At 60.1% G+C, this 19,819-nt stretch carries 26 protein-coding genes and 1 pseudogene; 9 read left to right on the forward strand and 18 right to left on the reverse strand.

What is annotated here, in order from left to right:
• Positions 1 to 79 precede the first annotated feature (79 nt).
• From ABSY17_RS19790 to ABSY17_RS19810, 5 genes and pseudogenes are all read left to right on the forward strand, one after another.
• Positions 80 to 643 carry a hypothetical protein gene (locus tag ABSY17_RS19790; protein ID WP_378944387.1) on the forward strand — a complete coding sequence of 188 codons (564 nt, stop codon included), beginning with the start codon at positions 80 to 82 and terminating at the stop codon, positions 641 to 643.
• 59 nt (positions 644 to 702) lie between these two features.
• Positions 703 to 1,095, forward strand: a pseudogene (locus ABSY17_RS19795) (ATP-binding protein); the annotation flags it as partial.
• 700 nt (positions 1,096 to 1,795) lie between these two features.
• Entirely contained in the window at positions 1,796 to 1,933 is a 138-nt protein-coding gene (locus ABSY17_RS19800) for a DUF2280 domain-containing protein (RefSeq protein ID WP_378944390.1), read from the forward strand.
• An 867-nt stretch (positions 1,934 to 2,800) separates the two neighbouring features.
• Entirely contained in the window at positions 2,801 to 2,950 is a 150-nt protein-coding gene (locus ABSY17_RS19805; protein WP_378944392.1) for a peptidoglycan-binding domain-containing protein, read from the forward strand.
• 225 nt (positions 2,951 to 3,175) lie between these two features.
• Positions 3,176 to 4,216, forward strand: coding sequence for a hypothetical protein (locus ABSY17_RS19810; RefSeq protein WP_378944395.1), 1,041 nt, complete (start codon positions 3,176 to 3,178; stop codon positions 4,214 to 4,216).
• Positions 4,217 to 4,443: 227 nt separating this feature from the next.
• On the opposite strand, the gene ABSY17_RS19815 is transcribed toward ABSY17_RS19810, so the two are convergent.
• The 8 genes from ABSY17_RS19815 to ABSY17_RS19850 all read right to left on the reverse strand — a co-directional run bounded on the left by ABSY17_RS19815 (position 4,444) and on the right by ABSY17_RS19850 (position 9,510).
• Complete coding sequence (locus ABSY17_RS19815; RefSeq protein WP_378944398.1) at positions 4,444 to 4,776, reverse strand: hypothetical protein; 333 nt, start codon at positions 4,774 to 4,776, stop codon at positions 4,444 to 4,446.
• Between the two features lie 62 nt (positions 4,777 to 4,838).
• Positions 4,839 to 5,732, reverse strand: a complete 894-nt coding sequence (locus ABSY17_RS19820; protein WP_378944400.1) for a hypothetical protein — start codon at positions 5,730 to 5,732, stop codon at positions 4,839 to 4,841.
• Positions 5,733 to 5,781: 49 nt separating this feature from the next.
• The gene (locus ABSY17_RS19825; protein WP_378944403.1) at positions 5,782 to 5,949 is read right to left on the reverse strand and encodes a hypothetical protein; all 168 of its coding nucleotides are present in this window, start codon (positions 5,947 to 5,949) and stop codon (positions 5,782 to 5,784) included.
• Positions 5,950 to 5,977: 28 nt separating this feature from the next.
• A complete protein-coding gene (locus tag ABSY17_RS19830) occupies positions 5,978 to 8,080 on the reverse strand; it encodes a putative Ig domain-containing protein (protein WP_378944405.1) in 2,103 nt (700 codons plus the stop codon).
• Positions 8,081 to 8,326: 246 nt separating this feature from the next.
• Positions 8,327 to 8,578, reverse strand: a complete 252-nt coding sequence (locus ABSY17_RS19835; RefSeq protein ID WP_378944407.1) for a hypothetical protein — start codon at positions 8,576 to 8,578, stop codon at positions 8,327 to 8,329.
• A 135-nt stretch (positions 8,579 to 8,713) separates the two neighbouring features.
• Positions 8,714 to 8,854, reverse strand: coding sequence for a DUF5681 domain-containing protein (locus ABSY17_RS19840; RefSeq protein ID WP_378944410.1), 141 nt, complete (start codon positions 8,852 to 8,854; stop codon positions 8,714 to 8,716).
• Positions 8,851 to 9,030: a hypothetical protein gene (locus ABSY17_RS19845; RefSeq protein WP_378944413.1), complete on the reverse strand. Its 180-nt coding sequence runs from the start codon at positions 9,028 to 9,030 to the stop codon at positions 8,851 to 8,853. The genes ABSY17_RS19840 and ABSY17_RS19845 overlap by 4 nt, the downstream gene beginning before the upstream one ends.
• 135 nt (positions 9,031 to 9,165) lie before the next feature.
• Complete coding sequence (locus tag ABSY17_RS19850; RefSeq protein WP_378944416.1) at positions 9,166 to 9,510, reverse strand: hypothetical protein; 345 nt, start codon at positions 9,508 to 9,510, stop codon at positions 9,166 to 9,168.
• Between the two features lie 80 nt (positions 9,511 to 9,590).
• Between ABSY17_RS19850 and ABSY17_RS19855 the strand changes: the two genes are divergently transcribed.
• Positions 9,591 to 10,154: a hypothetical protein gene (locus ABSY17_RS19855; RefSeq protein WP_378944419.1), complete on the forward strand. Its 564-nt coding sequence runs from the start codon at positions 9,591 to 9,593 to the stop codon at positions 10,152 to 10,154.
• Positions 10,155 to 10,173: 19 nt separating this feature from the next.
• On the opposite strand, the gene ABSY17_RS19860 is transcribed toward ABSY17_RS19855, so the two are convergent.
• From ABSY17_RS19860 to ABSY17_RS19870, 3 genes are all read right to left on the reverse strand, one after another.
• Positions 10,174 to 10,335, reverse strand: coding sequence for a hypothetical protein (locus ABSY17_RS19860; RefSeq protein ID WP_378944421.1), 162 nt, complete (start codon positions 10,333 to 10,335; stop codon positions 10,174 to 10,176).
• Positions 10,332 to 11,081 (reverse strand): hypothetical protein, encoded by a 750-nt coding sequence (locus ABSY17_RS19865; RefSeq protein WP_378944424.1) that lies wholly within the window; start codon positions 11,079 to 11,081, stop codon positions 10,332 to 10,334. The genes ABSY17_RS19860 and ABSY17_RS19865 overlap by 4 nt, the downstream gene beginning before the upstream one ends.
• Before the next feature lie 178 nt (positions 11,082 to 11,259).
• A complete protein-coding gene (locus ABSY17_RS19870; RefSeq protein ID WP_378944426.1) occupies positions 11,260 to 11,451 on the reverse strand; it encodes a hypothetical protein in 192 nt (63 codons plus the stop codon).
• A gap of 127 nt (positions 11,452 to 11,578) precedes the next feature.
• Between ABSY17_RS19870 and ABSY17_RS19875 the strand changes: the two genes are divergently transcribed.
• From ABSY17_RS19875 to ABSY17_RS19885, 3 genes are read left to right on the forward strand one after another with little or no spacing between them, the layout of a single operon-like run.
• Positions 11,579 to 12,130: an Arc family DNA-binding protein gene (locus ABSY17_RS19875; protein WP_378944428.1), complete on the forward strand. Its 552-nt coding sequence runs from the start codon at positions 11,579 to 11,581 to the stop codon at positions 12,128 to 12,130.
• Positions 12,130 to 13,377, forward strand: coding sequence for a tyrosine recombinase XerC (gene xerC, locus ABSY17_RS19880; RefSeq protein WP_378944431.1), 1,248 nt, complete (start codon positions 12,130 to 12,132; stop codon positions 13,375 to 13,377). Before ABSY17_RS19875 ends, xerC begins: the two co-directional genes overlap by 1 nt.
• Positions 13,374 to 13,946, forward strand: coding sequence for a hypothetical protein (locus ABSY17_RS19885; RefSeq protein ID WP_378944433.1), 573 nt, complete (start codon positions 13,374 to 13,376; stop codon positions 13,944 to 13,946). Before xerC ends, ABSY17_RS19885 begins: the two co-directional genes overlap by 4 nt.
• Before the next feature lie 520 nt (positions 13,947 to 14,466).
• Here ABSY17_RS19885 and ABSY17_RS19890 read toward each other — a convergent pair.
• From ABSY17_RS19890 to ABSY17_RS19920, 7 genes are all read right to left on the reverse strand, one after another.
• Positions 14,467 to 15,390 carry a sugar kinase gene (locus ABSY17_RS19890; RefSeq protein WP_378944436.1) on the reverse strand — a complete coding sequence of 308 codons (924 nt, stop codon included), beginning with the start codon at positions 15,388 to 15,390 and terminating at the stop codon, positions 14,467 to 14,469.
• Positions 15,391 to 15,428: 38 nt separating this feature from the next.
• On the reverse strand, positions 15,429 to 16,253 hold the full coding sequence (locus tag ABSY17_RS19895) for an IclR family transcriptional regulator (protein ID WP_378944438.1): 825 nt from the start codon (positions 16,251 to 16,253) through the stop codon (positions 15,429 to 15,431).
• Positions 16,254 to 16,296: 43 nt separating this feature from the next.
• Positions 16,297 to 16,680 (reverse strand): RidA family protein, encoded by a 384-nt coding sequence (locus ABSY17_RS19900; RefSeq protein WP_378944441.1) that lies wholly within the window; start codon positions 16,678 to 16,680, stop codon positions 16,297 to 16,299.
• A 16-nt stretch (positions 16,681 to 16,696) separates the two neighbouring features.
• Complete coding sequence (locus ABSY17_RS19905) at positions 16,697 to 17,467, reverse strand: amino acid ABC transporter ATP-binding protein (RefSeq protein ID WP_378944444.1); 771 nt, start codon at positions 17,465 to 17,467, stop codon at positions 16,697 to 16,699.
• 10 nt (positions 17,468 to 17,477) lie between these two features.
• Positions 17,478 to 18,140 (reverse strand): amino acid ABC transporter permease, encoded by a 663-nt coding sequence (locus tag ABSY17_RS19910; RefSeq protein WP_378944446.1) that lies wholly within the window; start codon positions 18,138 to 18,140, stop codon positions 17,478 to 17,480.
• A 5-nt stretch (positions 18,141 to 18,145) separates the two neighbouring features.
• Positions 18,146 to 18,808: an amino acid ABC transporter permease gene (locus ABSY17_RS19915; RefSeq protein ID WP_378944449.1), complete on the reverse strand. Its 663-nt coding sequence runs from the start codon at positions 18,806 to 18,808 to the stop codon at positions 18,146 to 18,148.
• A 63-nt stretch (positions 18,809 to 18,871) separates the two neighbouring features.
• Complete coding sequence (locus tag ABSY17_RS19920) at positions 18,872 to 19,711, reverse strand: transporter substrate-binding domain-containing protein (protein ID WP_378944452.1); 840 nt, start codon at positions 19,709 to 19,711, stop codon at positions 18,872 to 18,874.
• Positions 19,712 to 19,819: the final 108 nt, after the last annotated feature.

The following is a 19,819-nucleotide window of genomic DNA, read 5'->3' on the forward strand; positions in this document are numbered from 1 at the left end:
CTTGGGGGTTGGAGGAGTGCTGAAGCGGACTGTATCGCGCTTGCTGAACCGTGCATTCCCCGATCCCGAAGGCGCAAGGATGATGGTGCGGCTCTTCTCGGAGTCGTTTCGGGGGCATATTCCCAAATACCTCGTAGCGCTGTCCTGTATGGTGATCGTCGCAGCCTCGACGGCCGGCCTTGCAATGCTGATGCGCTACGTCATCAACTACGTATTCGTAGAGCAGAGCCTCGTCATGATGTGGGGCCTCGCAGGATCCGTACTCGTGATCTCCGTGGCCAAGGGACTGGCCAACTATACGCAGAGCGTGATCCTGGCCACGATCGGCAATGACATCGTGGCGACGCTGCAACGCCGGCTGGCGCGAATACTGGCGGCGTTCGGCGACGACCTTTGGCTTTTCGACGCTGGCGGCAATGTGCTGATGGCCCGGGCCTTCGAGTGGCTCGCCCGAGCGGATGCTGAGCATCTGTGGCCCAGGGCCGAGATCGACGAATTCCTGCCATCCCGGATGACACCACTGTGGGCCGACTGCCACGCCCATTTCGCCTATGTTCGCACCCCTCCGGCAGCCGGCCTTCAGCAAGCTGTCTATCATCCCGACCTCGGCATTGCCCCGTTCTGGACGCTGGCCCGCAAATAGGAACTCCCATCCATGAGACCCATCGCACTCGGCAACGCAATCGCATCCTTCTTCTCGCCCAGCACGAGCCGCCGAGGATCGTCGGGGATCTGTTGCAGGCAGAGATATCGGAGAAGCAGGCCCGCTCCATCAAATACCAGCTCACCGTCGCCAAGTTGCCCTTGGCTAAGGACATCGAGGACTTCGACTTTGCCGACACGCCGGTCAACGAACCCCTGATCCGCGACCTCGCCGCCGGCGCGTTCGTCGCCGATCAGCGCAATGTCTTTCTGGTCGGTGGAACTGGCACCGGCAAGTCGCATCTGGCCATCGCCATTGCCCGGGCGCTCATCCGCAACGGCGCACGCGGACGCTTCTTCAACATCGTCGACCTGGTCAACAGGCTCGAGACTGACACCCGTGCCGGCCGCCAGGGCCGCATCGCAGACCATCTCACCCGGCTCGACTTCGTCGAAACGGGCTGTCCGCGATACCCAATTCCTCGCGGATAAAATACCGGGCCAGCCTGCGCATGTTTCACGCCGCATTGCTCAGGCTGTGCAATTCGAGAGCCTTATCGGAGCTGCAAATGGCAGATTTCCGCGCGGGTCGCCCAGAAGCGCGCTTACCGGAACGTCCCACATGCCGGTCGTGCAGCCCACCGGGGCGACATGAGCGAATGACCGCTTCTGGGTTCTGCATAGCAGTTCGCGAACGGCAAAGATGGGGGCGCAAAGCTGCCGTCGATGGGCTTGCTGTCGTGGTGGCTGCCGTCAAACGAGAGTACGGCATCGATATTGGCCGGCAGCCATGCGAGAGCCACGATGTCGCACGCGCGACAAGGCGGATCGATACCTGATCGGTACCTGACAAAACCTGACATCGCTGCCTCTGTGCCAGTGATCCCTCACCTACAAGCAGCGTGCTGCAGGATCAGGGATCCCGCCTGTTATCAAATGTTATGGTGCCAACGGCCGCAGCATTCACCGAGGGCACCCCGTTTGCTGTCAAATGCTGTCATTGCGGCTGATCAGGCAGCGGCAGCAGATGTTGAAGAATGTTGAGGTGGCCGCCACGCGGCGCTCGCCCGCCTCATCGCCTCGTGCGCAAAACTCGTGGGAACGGAGGCTGGATTATCGCAGAAGCCATACCTGATGGGTTCCTGAAATCGCCATGGCAAAAGGAAAGCTAACCAGCGAGCAGCAAACATATGTGGTGCAGGCGTTGGCGTGCTTCGACGGCCCGGCTGTTGTGGCTGCTGCGCTCAAGAAAGCTTGGGGGCCGATCGCGACCTTCTCCCCATCGGTGTAGGGGCTTAGAGGACGTCCGAGCAGCAGGGGGTTCAGCCACTTCAGAAAACTTCAGTTGCCGACGCGATTGCAAGGCGCATGTCTGCTTGCAAATGCTGACATCGCAGCGCTCAGGTCCACCTAGAAGCAGGCACTTTAAATGGCCTCCAGAACCTTAACATTTAACAACAGGCACTGGCTCCAAGTGGCTCCCCCCACCTGATCACGCGGAACGCCAGCAGTCCTGCCAGCCGTTAATAACCGCGTCAAGCCTGTCAACAAATGTCAACATCGAGCCGGCTCTTTGAATTGAACCAAAAGAAATCAAATTGGCTCGTGGTGGCAGGCGCGAAGGAGCGGGCCGACCCGCTGGCGCTTGCGCACTATGCTGTCTTCATCAGTTTCAGTGGCAGTGGACTGAGCCGGCGCTATTGTCCATGTGGCAGCATTGGCCGGGCGGCAAGCTCTTCCTGCAACCGCCCCCGTGGGCATTGGCAGACATGGACAGAGCAAGGACCGCCAAAGCGGCCAGAAGTGCAATTTTCATAGATACCCCCCTTGCTTGCGAGCACAACAGATCAGCTATCGCGCAGTCTGTCGAGCCGGGCGTATGTTCAGTTGTGGGCCGCACCGTCGATCTCCCAGGTCCTGTTGACCGAGGAGCATTCACCGCCCAATGAGGGAACAAGGAATAGATGCTCGGCACTGGGGGCTGGGGGATGAAGGCAAGAGCCGCAGCCACTATGGCGATTCTCGTGGTCGCGGGCTGCACAACGCCACCCGCTGAGTATGCAGCCACGCTTTCGTCTCGTACGATCGCGACTATGTCTTTGGCATACAAGGCGCGCTACGAGCCTTTGGGCATTCAGGTCTATCTGCAACTGGCGTTGTGGACCGGCCGACCCGCGCAGCAATTAGCGAATTCCAAGCGCTGTTTGGCCTCCCGGTAACAGGCGAACCGGACGATGCAATGTTCACTAAAATGCTAGAAATAGGGCTGATAGGCCAGATGCTGAACAACGCGCAGCATTCTCCCTGACATCCTGAGCGGGAAAGGCGCTCCCTGTGTGTCCTGCCCCCGGGAATGGCTACAGCAGGAGGCCAGGATCGCCCCTGGGTTAAGCTTGCCCGAGAGGAGGCTTGAGAGGCACCAACGACCGCCGGAACAAGCCGTATCTCGCGCGCTATGCGTTTATGCTGCCCTCGCTTGCAGACGCCGCGCATTGACGTTAGCTGGAATGGGCAATGTGAGGGGGCGTATGTCTTGCGGGACAAAGTTGAAAGTCGCGAGAATCATCAGGCAGTAGATGGCATCGGCGTTACGCTTATTGTTTTCTCGGCAGTAATTCTGGCGTTCGGCATATGGGCCGTTTGGCGGATCTTCGATCCAGTCCCTACTACCACTGACGATTTGAGGGTCCGAATTGAACTAGTGCGGAACATTGGGTTGTTTGTCTTGGGAGTGATCGGCCTTCCGCTCGCCATCTGGCGAAGCATGACGGCAAGTCGACAAACAAGGGAAGCCATCCTCCAAGGGTACCGAGTTGAGCGCCAGTTGGCCTTCACAGATCGTCAGATCGCTGCCACAGAGGAAACCAACCTCGCTAAGCTGTTGCAAGACGGTGCGAAACTGCTTGCTGACAATGATGCAGCCAATGTCACCGCGGGGATAGCAACACTCAGCGTTGTCGCTCGGACAGATCCTGATCTCTTTGGGAATCAAGCTCTAACTCTCTTGATCGATTTTGTTCAACAAAAGGGTGGCGAAGGCCATACCGGCGCCAACATCAAGCGTGCGATCACTGCGCTGCAGACAGCATACGATTTGAGGCCTGCCCAGGTCGCTGATCATCTAATCTTTGTTGAGGACTATGAGACCTCTGCTCGGTACGACGACTATGAGACGAACTGGCGTCTCGTCCGTGGTGCCCGCACGTGTACCTATGTCGGCGGCGATTTTGCCGGCCAAGCTTTCAAAGAGAATTTGGACGGCTTTCGTTTCCGACACCTCGTATTCAGGCATTGCGATATTGAGAGAATGGCAGCGCTCTCGATGGAAAACTGCTCGTTCAAACGATGCCGCTTCAAGGAGATAGATTGCGGTTCCCTCACTCGAAGCACTCTCAAGGACTGCAACCTGAGCGGCGTTCGAATTGTCATCAACGGACCGATACCAGATCTTCGCGCCGGTCAAAACTATTTCGAGCCAGAATCCCCTCCACTCCTTGTTGGGTGCACAGAGCCTGTCGATTTGCTCGCCATCTTGTTTCAAGGAAGGCCGCAGCCTGATGATGCTGTTTTCTGATGTCGGGGTGCTCACGGGCACAACACGTGCACGATGCTTGCGCAGTTTGCCGATTCAGCGCAAGAATACGCGGATTGCTCGAGGTACGCGCACGGTCCATCGGGGCGGCGCGCTACCCCTTCAGGCAGCCCTCGCCAGTCTCATCGCCATGCGCGCGAAACCTTTAGGAATGCCCTGTTCGACCAGCCAGGAGCCGAAGTGGCCGCGCGGAAACTCGGCCTTCACCTCTAGCAGCTTGCGGCCGATCGCGACCTTTTCCTCGTCGCTTCGGTGGATGCCCTTTTGGAACTTGCCGGTCCGTTTTCGGGGGCTGCCGACCTCCCCACGTTGGTGGGGCTGGTCAGGCTCAGGTAGGCGGCCCACACCTCCTGTCGCTTCTCCAAGGGCAGTTGTTTGAATTGCTGGATAGTCATGGAGCACGCCGCCGCCAGCTGGGCGAATTCCCGGTTTAGGCCGCGGACCCGCTTGATCCTTGCCCACTGCCACATGTTGGGGAGACGGATCATGCCGACGTGCTCGACCTCGATTTCGGTGATCACTCCAGTGTGCTGGTCAGGCATTCCCATCCTCGCGTTGATCAATCGACATTCTACCGCTCCGGCCATCCGATGAGGCAGGCGCCTCAGTCGGGATAGGCCCGCTGCTCCCACTCCAGATCGGTCAGCAACTCGCCTTCGACGGTTGTGTAGTCGGTGAACTTCGATGCGTGTTCGACCAGTAGACGCCGAACGGCGAGCACCGCCTCATCGCGGCTACTGCAGCGTTCGTAGAAGCGCTCTGCAGTTTCGTAAGCCTTTATGTCTTGTCGGTGCAGCATCACCTCGACGACTGCATACCAGACCCCACGTCCGGTCCGCCGCCGGCGCTGGACTTCGAGTTGCCAGTCGGACATGGCGGCAAGGGCGTTGTAGAGGTGCGCGTATTCCAGCTCTTCCTGCGCGCGCTCACGCGCTTCGAAGCCGAAGGACTTCTGGCTCGGCTCTTTCAGAGTGGAAATCAGGTTCGCAAACTTCCAGAAATCGGTCGAAATCTGTTCAATTGCCCATCGCGCATCCGAGGTCAGCGGCGGTTTCTTTTTCAGCTCCCCCTGGATCGATTTCAGGCGGTCCGCCTTTTGCTTCGGCCATATGTCGGCGATCACGCGATCAATCTCGGACTGGCCTGGTTCCCAGCGGAACTCCTCTTCCAACTTGCGCTTGGACGTTCGGGGGCGGAGCTCAACCACCGTCTTCTCGTCCTTGGGCGGCGTCGGCAACGTGTCCATCGCGAGCACGAGCGCCTGAAGCAGGCCGTCTCGTATGTGTCCCTCATCATCGAACACCCAGATGGAAGCCTGGGTCTCCAGAATGCGTACGGGCTTGCCTGCCTCTAGCTCCAACCTGGCGGAGAGCACGCGCTGCCGTGTGTCGGCGTAGTGCGGAATGGCGTCGCGGCCAGCTACCAATCCCTCGAGCAGGCGCTGCGAAATGCGAAGTGGATCCCCTTCATCGGGGAACAGGTAGTATCGATAAGACATGATACCCCCAATATATTGGTGTGAGGTCAGTGACGTCCGAGCATTCTCCTCAGCCCGCTATCGCGAGCCCTACAGCCACCCCGAGACCGATCGCGATGCCGATGATGAAATGGCCGGCGAGTGCATAGAGGACCGAGTGGGTGCGACTGCTGTGCGCCAGGTTGGTGCGGATGGCGTCGGCAATCGCGTCGAGCGGGGTGTGGTTCCGAGTGTCCATATCGTCGCCCCTGCCCGGCCCCACGCGGTCAGCCGATCTTCCCTGCCGCCCACAGGCACATGCGGCTGAGCAGAGTGGCTCCGGCAAGGGTCAACTTGCCTTGCCCTGAGTAGGGCAGATCGCCCAACACAACCCGTGCCGCGACAGTTTGGCTCGCGAGGTCGGTTGTGCCAGCCTCGATAGCGATCAGACGCGCCTCCGTGTCGTCGCTTCCGGCACCATTTGCCAGTTTTGTTCCGACATAGGGCTGGCCGCTCGTAAGCTTCGCCCGAAAGTTGGGAGCGGCATAGACAGGCAGCAAGCCTACATCAAAAAATCCGTGCGTGATGGCGTGTACGGTGCTGGTGATCGTGCTGTCCTGCCTCTCCGAGAGAGTGCCAGTCGTGCTGTCGCGAATGGTCCATGTCCCGGTCAGGTTCATCAAAGTTGCGACGGTGCTGCGCCCCGCGCCCGCAGAGATGGGGCCAGAGCAATTCGAACTGACAACCAAGGGCTTGCCACCATTCACGAGCGCCCGAAACTGGCCCGCAACGGTTGCACTCGCTGATGTGGCTGAGGTTGCTGTGCTGCGCACCGCCACGATCAAGTCGAAGCTGGCGAAGTCCGTCGATCCGATGGCGCTGTCCGTGATCAGGGTGACCGTATGGCCGAGAAGCTCAAGATCAGCCTTCGTGTTCGTCGCTGACGCATGGGCGGTGTCGGCCGTGACGAGAGCTATGGACAGGCTGGCGCCCATATGCCCAAGGGCAAATGCGCCCAGCATTTCGCGGCTTGTGGCACCGGAGGACGCCGCCATGGACACTGTAAGGAGGCCGGTTGCCGTTATGTGTCGGCTCGCGCTGCGTGATGCCTGGGTCGTCGTCGCCGATGCTGCTATATCGTTTTTCAAATCGCCACTAGCGAAGACAGGCGTTGCTGGCATTGGTGTGCTGCCATTTGCATGGACATACCCACCAAACACGATGCTAGGTGCCGGGATGGACAGCGTCACACCGGCTGCGACATTCGCAAACGTCGCCCAGCCCCATCGGGCGTAGAACGCCCCCGGAAGTTCGGTCGTGACATCAAACACCCTGACCGACAGGCCCTTGTCGGGGTTGAGGTTATTGCTGCTCCATCCGAAGGTGATGTCACCACTGGTGGCGTTTGCAGCCGACAGATCGACCAACCACAGTTCGACATTTTGGAGCGACGCGCCATCGACCGCCGCCGCTAGTCTTTTGGCACCGGTCCCGTCGACCAGTATGGAGTTGAGGCTCATGTTTGTGACGCGGTTGGTCCACTCTACCAGCAACGCCAGCCGTCTTTTCGTCGCGGTTCCGAGCGCCGCCCCGGTGATTGAATAGGGCGCCGCAGCGACATGGGCGCGGGAATATGATCCGAGTGACGTCACAGCCCCGAGGTTTGTTTCGACCGGCAAGGTAAAACTCGGCACGTCAGCCGTATTTGATGCCGCATCCGTCACTCGGACCGACAGCCCGGCAAACGATTCGCTCGCGGTCGGCGTGCCGGAAACCTCGCCCGACGAGGCGTTGATCGAGATTCCCGCCGGCCATGCCCCGACAAGCGAATAGGTATAGGGCGGCGTGCCATACGAAGCCGTCGCCGTGAACCCGGCATAGGCTGCACCTAGGGTGGCCGTCAGGACTGGCGAGCCGGCGATTGCCAGATTTGGAAGCGTGACCTGGATCGCGTATCCCGTCCAACTCTCATAGCCGTCGCGTTCGGAGATGAACTTCAGAATTGCCGCATCATTGCCACCGAATGCCGACCAAGCGAGATCGTAGGATGTCCCGGTCAAGCCGGTGATCCGCGTGATCTCGGTTACCCCGTCCAGCTCATAGAGGATTATCGTCGTGGTCTGCCCGACCTCCGGCTCCTGATCCGGGTCTGTCCAGCAGAGCGGCGACGCCACACTTTCAGTCAGCCGATTGCGCCGCGCCCACGTGCAGCTAATCGGGTCCGTGGTCGCGATAGCCGTCCCAGCTGGATCGCCGTTCACCTTTACGTCGGCCGGTCGATAGGGTCTGATTGCGCGGGATCGGAATTCGACCTCGTCCTCAGGCGCACCTTCCATTTCGAGCACGCCGGCCCCGGTGACTGTCAGCAGCTTGACTTTGACGGTGGTCATTGGTCCGATTCCTATGACGTGCGAGCGGCGGCCGTGGCGCCACCGCTCAGGTTTGACATCAGCTCGACAGAGGTAAGGCCCATGATCCGAGCCATGGCCGCGGCCAAGGACTCGTTGTCTCGACGGCCACCGTTGGCGTCTACGAACGACGTTGCCTTGGCGAAGGCTTCCTCCCGAGCGTTTCCGTCTGAGGAGAGCCCCACGATGGGCTTTACGTGCTCGAGGAGTTCTATGCGCCGGCGAAGGTCAGTTCTCACGGCGAGCCTCAGCAATGCTCGAGTGCCGGTTCTCGGAGAGGAGAGCCCGCCAGTCGGTCTCACTGAGTTCCTGGCCCGCTGCGTCGAAAAACGAGCAGCCATGCAGGCTGTGCCGCCGCATCGTCCCAATCGGCCCTTTCATGGGGCAGATGATGATGCGGTCGACAACAACGGCCTCCATCGGAGCAACCCCGACAGAGGCACGTTCCAGGGCGTCGATACGCTGGCGGAGGTTACGCATTTGCTGCCTCCGCGATGGCTGCGAAATACGCCTCCTCGTCCCGGTCAACGAAGGCGATGAAGTCGCGGAGATGCCCACACTCGGTCGGAACGAGGATGCTGTCATCGCCATCGCCCGCTATTGCTGCGGCTCGCATCACGAAGGTCTCGAGGCGATCCAGTTCGGCGTCGCTGAGTTCTCGACAGCAATCGTAACCTTGTTGCGCGAACCGACCGGCCGCCCTTTCGGGTTACCGCTCTTGCCTGGCTGAAAGCGAGTAAAGGGCTTTGCGGTCATGCTCTGGCCGCATCCCGTTCATGCGCGCTGAAGACGCCGGGAAAGTCGCGGCCGCTGGCGCGCAGCTTCTCGCCGGCGGCGATCAGAGCGAACTCACCAGGGGTCATTCCAGCACGGCCGGCAGCCTCGAACAGAGCCGCTCGGAACCCGGCAGTGACGCGAGCGCCAGTCAGCATCACCTGCACTCCTCCCGGTCCTGTTTACTTGCGGCATCGGCCATTCCCACCAACTCCTTTGCGCCTGCTTGGGACACAGAGAAGCACCTGTCGGCACCGATGAGAATTGGACGTACTTGGACATCTTTGCCGGTCTCAGATGGGCAGGCCAGCGAGGTCGAAGTAGCGGGCTACATCCTCATGATCGCGCCGGCCCTGCCTCAAGAGTTCAAGGGCATCGAAGTCGCCGTGCAGCACCATATCGAGCGCTACGCGATGGATTTCCAACGGGGCGTTCGGCCCCGCCTGGCGACCGATCCCATAGAGAAAGCACCAGCGGCGAATAGTCTTCGTGTTTCGCGTCGCATGGTGCGCAGCCTGTTCGATCCGGAGCGTCTCCCCGGGCCGCGACAGGATGACCCGGTGTCCGGCCCCTGTAGATTCGCCTCTTTTAGCAGGCCGCTCATCAATCCTGACCACATGCGCGGAAGCACGGCTCATGCGGCGCCCCCGTCGATGAGATCCACCTTGGTGGACAACCAGTGCTGTGATTTGATGGCACCTAGATGGGAGGGGTGCAGATGGAGTTCTTGACGCTGTTTTTCAGCGCTATGAGCGCTGTGGCGGCAGGTACGGCCGCGTGGATCGCATGGGTGGTGTACAGGAAACAGGTCACTGCCGACTTGCCAGTGGTATCCATCGCAATCACGCCGACCGATGTTGCCGACTGGTACGAAGTCACGATCGAAGTCGCCAATCGCTCGGATGTTGAGTGGCAAGCGGAGGAGGCCGTAGTCACCGCGCCGAACGGTGCTAAGCTGATCAGCAGCTTCGACGTCGCGAGGGAGCCGGATAGATACGGCAATCCAGGCGCCCATGTGATAAACCTCATCGATCCGTTGCGCATCTCCTCCAAAGCCAAGCCTCGCATCAAGGTACTGCCTGCCGGCGCGTCTGGCGGAAACTCGATGATCATAGGAAGCAGGGACCGTCACTCCGAGACCCTCTTCCTTTTCTTGCCTTCGGCAGCATCCAGAAGCGTGTCGATCCGATACAGCCTTGCGTCCACGGAAGCAGCCCAGCGGCGAAGCGATATCGAGATCAGCAGAGCGCTCACTGCGCATCCCGCAATGGCAACAGCCTGAAGCAGGCTCACCAACGGCATCATGCGGCCCTCCTGGTCAGGGTGACGATCTTGGCCTCGCCCTTTGGCCGCGGAATGTCGTACATGGTCTCCAGGGCCGCCTTGCGGATAAGGGCAGGCATCACGTCGACGATGTTCGAGGGCTTGCTATCAGCCCATGCGAAGAGATCAAACTGCGTCATGCCGCACCCCGCATTACTTCGGTCTCGCGCATCCATTCCTCGACGTCGCAAGGGAACAGCGCGCCCCTCATAAGGCGTTGTAGGGCGGTCTCCATGCGATTGGATGGGACGCCGATCTTGATTAGGAACAGCTTGCCCTGCTCCAGCGTTGCCAGGGGCTCGTAGGGATCTTCAGGTTGTTTGTCTCGCGGATGCGTAGAGCTAGGTTCTTTTAGCTCAGAGCCAGATTTTCCTTTTCCTGCTCCTAGGTCCTTATCCTGTTCCTTCTCCTTATCCTTGCTTCGAAGGGGCTCCGAAGCCCCTCGGAAGGCCCTTTCGAATTCCTCAAGGATCGGGAGATCTCTAAGGTGGAAGGCGTCTCGATATTGGGCGTAAAAGCTCAATGTTATCTGGCAGATAGGCAATGCCGCCAGTTGTTTTGCCACCGCTAGAACCCTGTTGTCCCTGGGGCTCAGGCGGGGCGCGACCTGAGCGGCGGCCATTTCATGCACCCAGATGATTTCCGTCTCTTCGTCGTAGGTGGCGATACCGGCTTCGCAGACCCTTCGAAGCCCCTTCGAAGCCCCTTCCAAGGGGCTTCCGAGTTCATAGGCCAAGTATACCAGCGGCAACGGGTAGATGCCGATCATGGTGGAGTGTGAACTCGTCGTCAGGTGATAGTGCACGGCGATAGCGTCGATGTCGCCGCGCAACTTCTTGATGTCGGTCTGCCACACAGAGGGAGGGATCGCGGCAAAACTCCTCATGCTGCTCGAGCCCTCCGCAGATTGGCCTCGGCAATCGCCTGGCATGCCTCCCGTGCGCTCAAGCCGAAACGTTTCCGGAGCACCGGCACTAGAGGGCCAGCGATCTGGTCCCGCCGCGTCGTCGCCAACCACTGGGCCGCAACATCAATGACCGCGGTGTGTTGGTGGTCGAGGCCCGTCATGCCGCTTCATCCATGAAGAAGGCCACGAGCTTCTTGCGGCTGACGACGTACCGTTCACCAACCTGCTTCACCATCGGAAGCTTGCCACTCGTGATCATGTGGTAGGTCTGCTGATAGTTCCGGCCGATCAGCTTGCCTATATCCTCGACGCCCCAAATGAGGTCGAGTGCGTCTGTGTTCGCTTCCATTGCCATCCTTTCTTAACTGCATTGCCACGCACGTTTTGATCGAATAACATTACGGTGATTTACATTACGGTGATTTCATTCTGCGTCAAGCGGAAAGAATTACCGTAATATCATTTGGGGATAAACGATGGCCAAGCCGGGCCGAGGCTCAGATCAGTTTCCATTGCGACTGCCGCCGGGCATGCGCGATCAAATTAAGAGGGCTGCCGAAGAAAGCGGCAAGTCGATGAACTCTGAGATCTTGGACGTTCTTCGCGAGGCTTTCCCTGAAGATCCAAGCTTAGAGGAACTGGTTGACGCGCTCGACTATTCGATCGCGATGCTCCGAGAACTTCGGGCCCAGTCACCATCTGGCAAAGTGACAGGCGGCAATAAGTTCCTGACCGTCCTCGGGCGGGTGGAAGCGACCAACAGCGAGCTTTGGAAATCTGCTGGTGAAGATCGGCCGTCGCCCGTGATCATGTTAAGCCGCGATGTTCTGGGTGGAATGCGTGCACTGCAGGAGCAGTTGGAACTGCCAAAGGGCATATTGGACAGTCTAGCCAGCGATCTCATCCAAATGAGCCTCGATCGCATTGCAAGCGGTGAAGAGAATCTCAAAGTATGGATTGGTGAAGGGGAAGGACGGAGGATGATTGAGATTAAACCCCTAAGCCCTGAGGGCAGCGACGACAAATAATGTCCATCCGCAAGCGCACGTGGGAGGATAAGGACGGGAACGAGAAATCGGCATGGGTGGTCGATTACATTGACACCAAGGGCAAGCGCCGGCTTAAGACGTTCGCGAAAAAGAAGGACGCTGACAGCTTTTCGGCCACGGCAAAAGTTGAGGTCCGGGAAGGCACGCATGTTGCCGACAGCGCCAGTGCGACGATCAAGGCGGCCGGTGCATTCTGGATCGCCACCGCTGAAGCCACTGGCCTCGAGCGATCAACAGTCGACCAGTACCGACAGCACCTCAATCTACACATTGGTCCGCTGATCGGTGACACTCTGCTATCGAAGCTGACCGTGCCCGCCATTCGTGATTTCGAGGATAAACTGAGAGAGACAGGCCGCTCGACGGCGATGGTACGCAAGGTGCTGGTGAGCCTTGGCTCCCTTCTGGCCGATGCGCAAGAGCGCGGGCTGGTAGTTCGCAACGCGGTCAGGGAGAAGAGTCGAGCCCGCCAGAAGGGCAAGAACAGGCGTCAGGAGCGGCGCCAGAAGAGTCGTCTAAAGGTCGGGGTGGACATTCCGACCAGAGACGAGATCAAGGCCATTGTAGGCGCCTTAGAGGGTCGCTGGAGGCCATTAGTGTTGACGGCGATCTTCGCCGGCCTGAGGGCATCGGAGCTACGAGGCTTGCGCTGGCTCGATGTGGACCTAGACAAGCGCGAGATCCATATCCATCAGCGCGCCGACCGCTTCAACGATATCGGACGGCCGAAGTCCGAGGCCGGTGAGCGGACGGTCCCGATCCCTCCGATAGTGGTGAACGCGCTGAAGGAATGGCAACTTGCCTATAGCCGGCCGATCATTGGTCGGGATGACGACAACAAACCGATCCGGGACGACGTGAAGGCTGCGCACCTCGTCTTCGCCAACGGCTCCGGCAACGTCGAGAACCTTGCCAACATCATCAACCGCGGACTGATCCCGGTGCAGATCAAGGCAGGCGTAACCGTAGAGACCGAAGGAGTGGACGAGGACGGCAAACCACTCCCGACTGCAAAATACACAGGCATGCACGCCCTGCGACACTTCTATGCCTCATGGTGCATCAATCGCTCACAAGATGGCGGGCTCGGCCTACCCCCGAAAGTAGTTCAAGAGCGTCTTGGCCATAGTTCAATCGTCATGACCATGGACGTCTACGGCCACCTATTTCCGCGCGGCGACGATGCCGACGAACTGGCAGCGGCAGAACGGAGCCTCCTGGGATGACCATAGGTTTTGATACCGCCATCGCGCTCAGCGCGCTCCTCGTGTCCTTGATAGCTCTCGGTCTTTCACTCCACTTTTGGCACCGCTCCTTCAGACCAATCGTCACCGCCATGGTCAAGACGCATGCAGCAGGTAACGAAGCGATAGCCTATGATCTTCTGCTCCTCAATTCGGGAACGATACCGGCGCGAAACATTAGAATAAGACCGCTGGACGCAGCTATATTGGCGTCGTCGCTCGGCTCCGGGGCGAACAATGAGCGAAAGCGAATGTGGCTTGCCTGCTTCGATGACGCGACAGTGGTGCCAATTTTGCACAACAACGATAGAACCGCGTGCTCGTTTGGAACCACAATGGAGAATGACAAGGGGTTTTGGAAGTATGATGCGTGCTTCCCCGTCTGTATCTCCTACGAAGGCTGGTTTGGTAAAAAGTACGAATCACAGCAGTCGCTCCACATCGTGGATTCGGATAGTTTTACCGGTCACTTATGGGGCGATAACTCCAAGCGCACTGTTTTGCCAGCAGCGCACATGCAACACAGACGCGACATGATGGCAAAAACATAAATAGAATCAGGTATCATTAGCGGATTGAAAATCCGCGTGTCGGTGGTTCGAATCCACCTCCGGGCACCATTTAAGTTTCTCATTACATTTTTTGGTTTGCGTGCGAACAGCCATTTTCATGGCTACAGTCGAATGCTCCCTTGGCCTGACGCACGCCCACTTCCGCCCAGACGTTGCCTGGGGCGCTATGTCCCCACTAGAGGCTTACGAATCAAGATCGTCGCCATTTGCTAACGCGCGCGATTCGATTGCCGCTATCGAGACATGATGGCGGCTCACTGTCAGTTCTTCCTCCAGCACTTGATTCAGGTCAAAGCGCGACTTTCGCCCTGCGGACAGTATTCGCCGGTCACAAGTGGAGGAAACAATGCCAACCGAGACAATCTACGTAGTCGCCTTCGTCGTTGCAGCCTTCGGCTTCTTCGGCGTGTCGCTTGCTTATGCAGATGCCACATGGCGACCGCGACGCAAGACCGACAACTAGTGTTCCAATACCCGGCACGCGCCGTTGCAGCGCAGATCAAACGTCAGCGAGTATCTGGAGCTCACTTCGCGCCAGCAGCGCGCCGTGGTGGCCGATGACGGTGGCGGCGACGCGAGCCGCGAACTCTGCCGCACGGCGTTCGTCGCCGGTTTCGAGATAGGCTGCGAGAAAGGCACCGTTGAAGCTGTCGCCGGCGCCAGTCGTGTCGACGACGGCTTCGGCCGCGACCGAAGGCACAAAGCTCGTCCGGCCATCAAAGCTCAGAGTGATCCCGTTCACGCCGTCCTTGACCACCAGCTTTTCTATGCCGAGGGCGCGGTAGCGGGCGACGGTTGCGGCAATCGAGGCATCGCCGAAATGTGCCGCCTCGTCCTCGAAGCTCGGCATCACCATCGTTGCGGCGGAGGCAGCGGCAGAAATGGTCCGGCGCATGGCATCGGCGTCGGCCCAAAGCCGCGGGCGGATGTTTGGGTCGAAGGCAACCAGCTTGCCCGCGTCTCTGGCACGTCCGATTTCCGCAAGCAGGGTTTCCACCGCAGGGGGCGCAAGGATCGCCAGCGTGATACCGGAGAAGAAGATCGTCTCCGAGGCCTCGATCGCGGTGTGCAGGGCATTGGCGTCATCGGCCAGCAGCCGCGCAGCTGATGCCGACCGCCAGTAGGAGAAGCTGCGCTCGCCGTCCTTGAGATGGATCATGTAGAGGCCGGGCGTCCGCTCCGGTACGCGCCGGATGAAGCTGGTACCGACGCCGGTGCCTTCGATGAAGGCCAGCATCGCGTCGGAGACGGGATCGGTGCCGACGGCGGTGAAATAGTCGACCGGCTGCGCCTGTGGCAGGAAGGCACGCAAATAGTAGGCCGTGTTGAAGCTGTCGCCGGCAAATCCCTGCCGCAGCAGACCGCCTTCGGCCTGGCTGAGTTCGACCATGCATTCGCCGATTGAAAGAACGCGTCCCGCCATGCTTTCGACCAATCCCGATTGTCGAACTTCGTTTCAGATCAAGCGCCAATCGCCGGCCGGGCACGCGCGCCCTGCCCGTCCTCGTCAGCCATGTGGCCAAGGCGACTGGACAAATCCGCAGCCGCATCGAGCAGGCTTTTGAGATAGCGCGCGTGGTTCTTCAGCCCATCCTCGCGCGGCGCAACCAGGCAGAGCGTGGCCACGCAGATGCGGTCGGCCTGGTAGACCGGCACGGCAAAGCAATGGGTGAAGGTCTCGACCGTGCTGTTGAACGTGAAATAGCCGACCCTGGCTGCCTCGCGCACTTCGGCGATGAACTCCGCCGGGTCGAGCCAGTCGCCATTGGGCAGGCGGAAATCGTCCCTGGGGATGAAGGCCAGGATCTCGTCGTCGCTCATATGCGAGACAAGGAGCCGGCCCGAAGCCGTCCAGGGGATCGCCACCGGGTCCCCGACATTGGACGAGATGCGGAAGGGGCGCAGGCCCTCCTTCATCTGGGCGACGGTGTATTTGTTGCCTTCGAGCAGGCACATCTGCGCGGTCTCGCGCGTCTCCTCGGCGATCTTGCCAAGCAGCTTGTCGCATTCGCGCATCAAGTCGAACTGCTCGGCATAGGCCATGCCGAGGAAGTAAAGCTTGCGACCGAGGAAGACGCGGCCATCATCGCCGCGATACTCCAGAATGCCCTGCCGAATCAAAAGATTGACCAGTTCGTAGACCGAGGAACGCGGCGCGCCGATGCCTTGGGCGATCTCGTTGGGACGCAGCGGCTGACGTTTCAGGCGCAGGAAATTCAGGATCTCGAAGGCGCGATCGAGACCGCGCGCCCGCCTGTTGATCATGTCGTCCGAAACCTGGTCCATGCGCCGCCTCCCCGGCGGATCTGCTGTGAAATCTGCGGCCGACTCACGGCGCCTTGTAGGCAACGCAGTCGATCTCGACCTTGCAATCGACCATCATACTCGACTGCACGCAAGCGCGCGCCGGCGGGTGGTCGCCGAAATACTCGGCATAGACTCCGTTAAAGGACCAGAAGTCCCTGGGGTCGTCGAGCCAGACGCCGACGCGCACGACATGCTCGAGGCCATAGCCAGCTTCCTCGAGGATGGCGATGACGTTTTCCATCGTCTTGCGTGTTTGAGCGATGATACCGCCGCCGACGATCTCGCCGTTTTCCATGGCGACCTGACCGGACACATAGAGCCAGCCATTGGCCTCGACAGCGCGGGCGAAGGGCAGCGCCTGCTTGCCAGCTCCGGACTGGCCGGTGCCGTAACGCGTGATCGTCATGTCTATTCTCCGAATACTAGTTGAAGGTTGAGGTCTTGAGGAACTCCGCCAGCCGCTCTGTCTGCGGCTTCAGGAACATCTCGCGCGGGTTGCCCTCTTCGCCTATACGACCCTGGTTCATGAAGATGACGCGCGAGGACACTTCATAGGCAAAGCGCATCTCGTGGGTGACGAGCAGCATGCTCATGCCGTCGCGGGCGAGGTCCTTGATGACCTGCAGCACCTCGTTGACCAGTTCCGGGTCGAGAGCGGAGGTGACCTCGTCAAACAGCATCAGCTTGGGGTTCATGGCAATGGCACGGGCGATGGCCACGCGCTGCTGCTGGCCGCCCGAAAGCTGGCCGGGATAGCGGTCGCGGCGCTCTGCCAGGCCGACGCGGTCGAGCCATTTTTCGGCGAGGGTCCGAGCCTCGTCGCGGCGCATGCCCTTGACCTTGACCAGGCCGAGCATGACGTTTTCGGCGGCACTCATATGCGGAAACAGGTTGAACTGCTGGAAAGCCATGCCGGTCATCGCGCGCTGGCGGGCGATTTCCTTTTCCTTCTTGCGGCGACGGGTGCCGTTGACCGTTTCGTAGCCGATCTCCTCGCCGTCGATGCGGATCGAGCCGCCTTGGAACTCCTCCAGCATGTTGATGCAGCGGAGCATGGTCGTCTTGCCGGAGCCCGACGAGCCAATAATGGAGATGACGTCGCCCTGGGCCATGGTGCAGTCGACGCCCTTGAGGACTTCGACCTCGCCGTAGCGCTTGTGCAGGTCGCGAATTTCGAGAAGGTTGCCGGTCATTGGGTCGGCCTCACGAGGGGATCGAGGTCTTGCGTTCGACGTACTTGCCGAAGCGCTCGATGCCGTAGTTGATGACGAAGTAGAGGAAGCCCGCGAAGAGATAGAATTCGAGGCTCATGAAGGTCCGCGAGATCAACTCTTGCGTCCGGAGCAGCAGTTCGGCGACGCCGATGATCGACAGAAGCGTCGACGCCTTGACCATCTCGGCAGCGGTATTGACCCAGGCCGGCAGCACCTGACGCAGCGCCTGGGGGCCGAGCACATAGGCGAAGGTCTGCGGGAAAGTCAGCCCGATCGCCTTGGCGGCCTCGGTCTGCCCCACAGGGATCGACTGCAGCGCCCCGCGCACGATCTCGCCGACATGCGAGCTACAGAACACGGCAAGCGCCAGAACACCTGCCTGGAACGGCCCGAGATCGATGCCGATGGTGCCGAGCACGTAGTAGCTCGCCAGAACCAGAACCAGCACGGGCGTGCCGCGGATGAAGTCGGTGTAGCCGCGCACCAGCCAGCGCAACGGCCTGTTGCCGTAGGTCAGCGCCAGACCGACACCGACGCCCAACACCGTGCCGACCAGGATCGCCAGCAGCGAGATGGAAACGGTGACGCCAAGCCCCTTGAGGATGGGGATGCGGGCGAGCCAGAGCGTTTCGAGGAATGCGACGAGTTCCATGTCGGTCACCTCGGGATGGACATGCGCTTCTCGAGCCGGCGCAAAAGCGCAGCCAGCACGGAGCAGGTGGCGACATAAAGAAGGCTCGTGACCATCCAGGTCTCGATGACGCGGAAGCTCTCGACATTGATCTTGCGCGCCTCGAAGGTGAGTTCCGGCACCGCGATGGCCGCGGCCAGAGAAGTGTCCTTGAACAGCGAGATCATCGTGCTTGAGAGCGAAGGCAGCACATTGCGCAGCATCAGCGGAATGACGATCGAAGTGCGGATCTGCGCCTGCGTCAGGCCGATGGCGAGGCCGGCTTCCTTGAGCCCGTTGGGCACGGCCAGCAGCCCCCCGCGGAAGACCTCTGCAAGGTAGGCGCCGGCATAGATCGACAGCGTGGCGACGAAGCTTTCGATCTTGCCCAGGCGGATGCCCATCTGCGGCATCGCAAAAAAGGTGAACAGCACCAGCACCAGGATCGGCGTGTTGCGGATGATGGTGACATAGACCTGCACCGGGCCGCGCAGCACCGCCCGCTTCGACAGCAAGCCGAAAGCGGTGACGAGGCCGATGAGGCAGCCGATGCCGATCGCCACGAAGGCGAGCGCGAGGCTGAGCGCCAGGCCCTGCAGCAGCAGGTCGAAGCTGCGCCAGACCGCCGAGAAGTTGAGGGTGTAACCCATGGTGCCGTCCGAATGGAGAAGATGGCGCGCCCCTCCAGGGGGCACGCCAAGGCCTGAACAAGCTTACTTGTATTCGACCGGGAAGCCGATCTGCGGCGGAGCCAGTTCCTTGCCGAACCAGGTCTTGTAAGAGTTGGCATAGAAGTCGAACTCGACGCCGGTCATCGCCTCATGGAGAGCGGTGTTGACGAAGTTCAGCCAATCCTGATCGCCGCGCTTGACACCGCATGCATAGGTCTGCGGGTTCCAGCCGTAGCCGGCGTCCTTGTAGCGGTCGGGGTTCTGCTTCATGTACCAGGCCAGCGACGACTGGTCGGTGGCAACCGCATCTGCCCGGCCCGATTCCAGCGCCTGATAGATCAGGTCGACGGATTCATACTGGTCGACCTTGGCCTCGGGCAGTGCGGCATGCACCATCGCCTCTGCATAGACGTTCTGCAGCACCGAGATGGTGACGCCCGAGCCGGCAGCCTTGAGCGCCGCATAATCGGCATACTTGCTGTCGCCCTTGAGCATCAGGCCAACGCCCTCGCGATAATAGGGAATGGTGAAGGCGATCTGCTGGGCGCGTTCGCCGGTCACGGTCATGAATTGGCAGGTCAGGTCGACCTTGTCGGTGGTGATGTTCGGAATACGCGCGTCCGATGACTGGTTGACGTATTCGATCTTGTCCGGATCGCCGAACAGCGCCTTGGCGACGATGCGGCCCATGTCGACGTCGAAGCCCTGCAGCTTGTCGTCGGCGCTCTTGAAGTGCCACGGCGCATTGGTGCTGCCGGTGCCCATGACCAGATGGCCACGCGCCAGAACCTCATCGAGCTTGCTTTGTTTTTCCTGCGCGCCGGCAGGCATGGCGATCATCAGCGCGAGCGCGGCAACGGCCGCGGAGAGAGACGTCTTCATGTGACCATTCCTCCTAAAATGAATTCCCCTTACGATGTCCATTATTATGGACATCTGTCCTGAATAATGGATTGACGTATCAGAATGTAGGCGGCATTGTTTGTCAAG

This window comes from Mesorhizobium sp. ANAO-SY3R2 (assembly GCF_042466635.1).
Classification (GTDB): domain Bacteria; phylum Pseudomonadota; class Alphaproteobacteria; order Rhizobiales; family Rhizobiaceae; genus Aminobacter.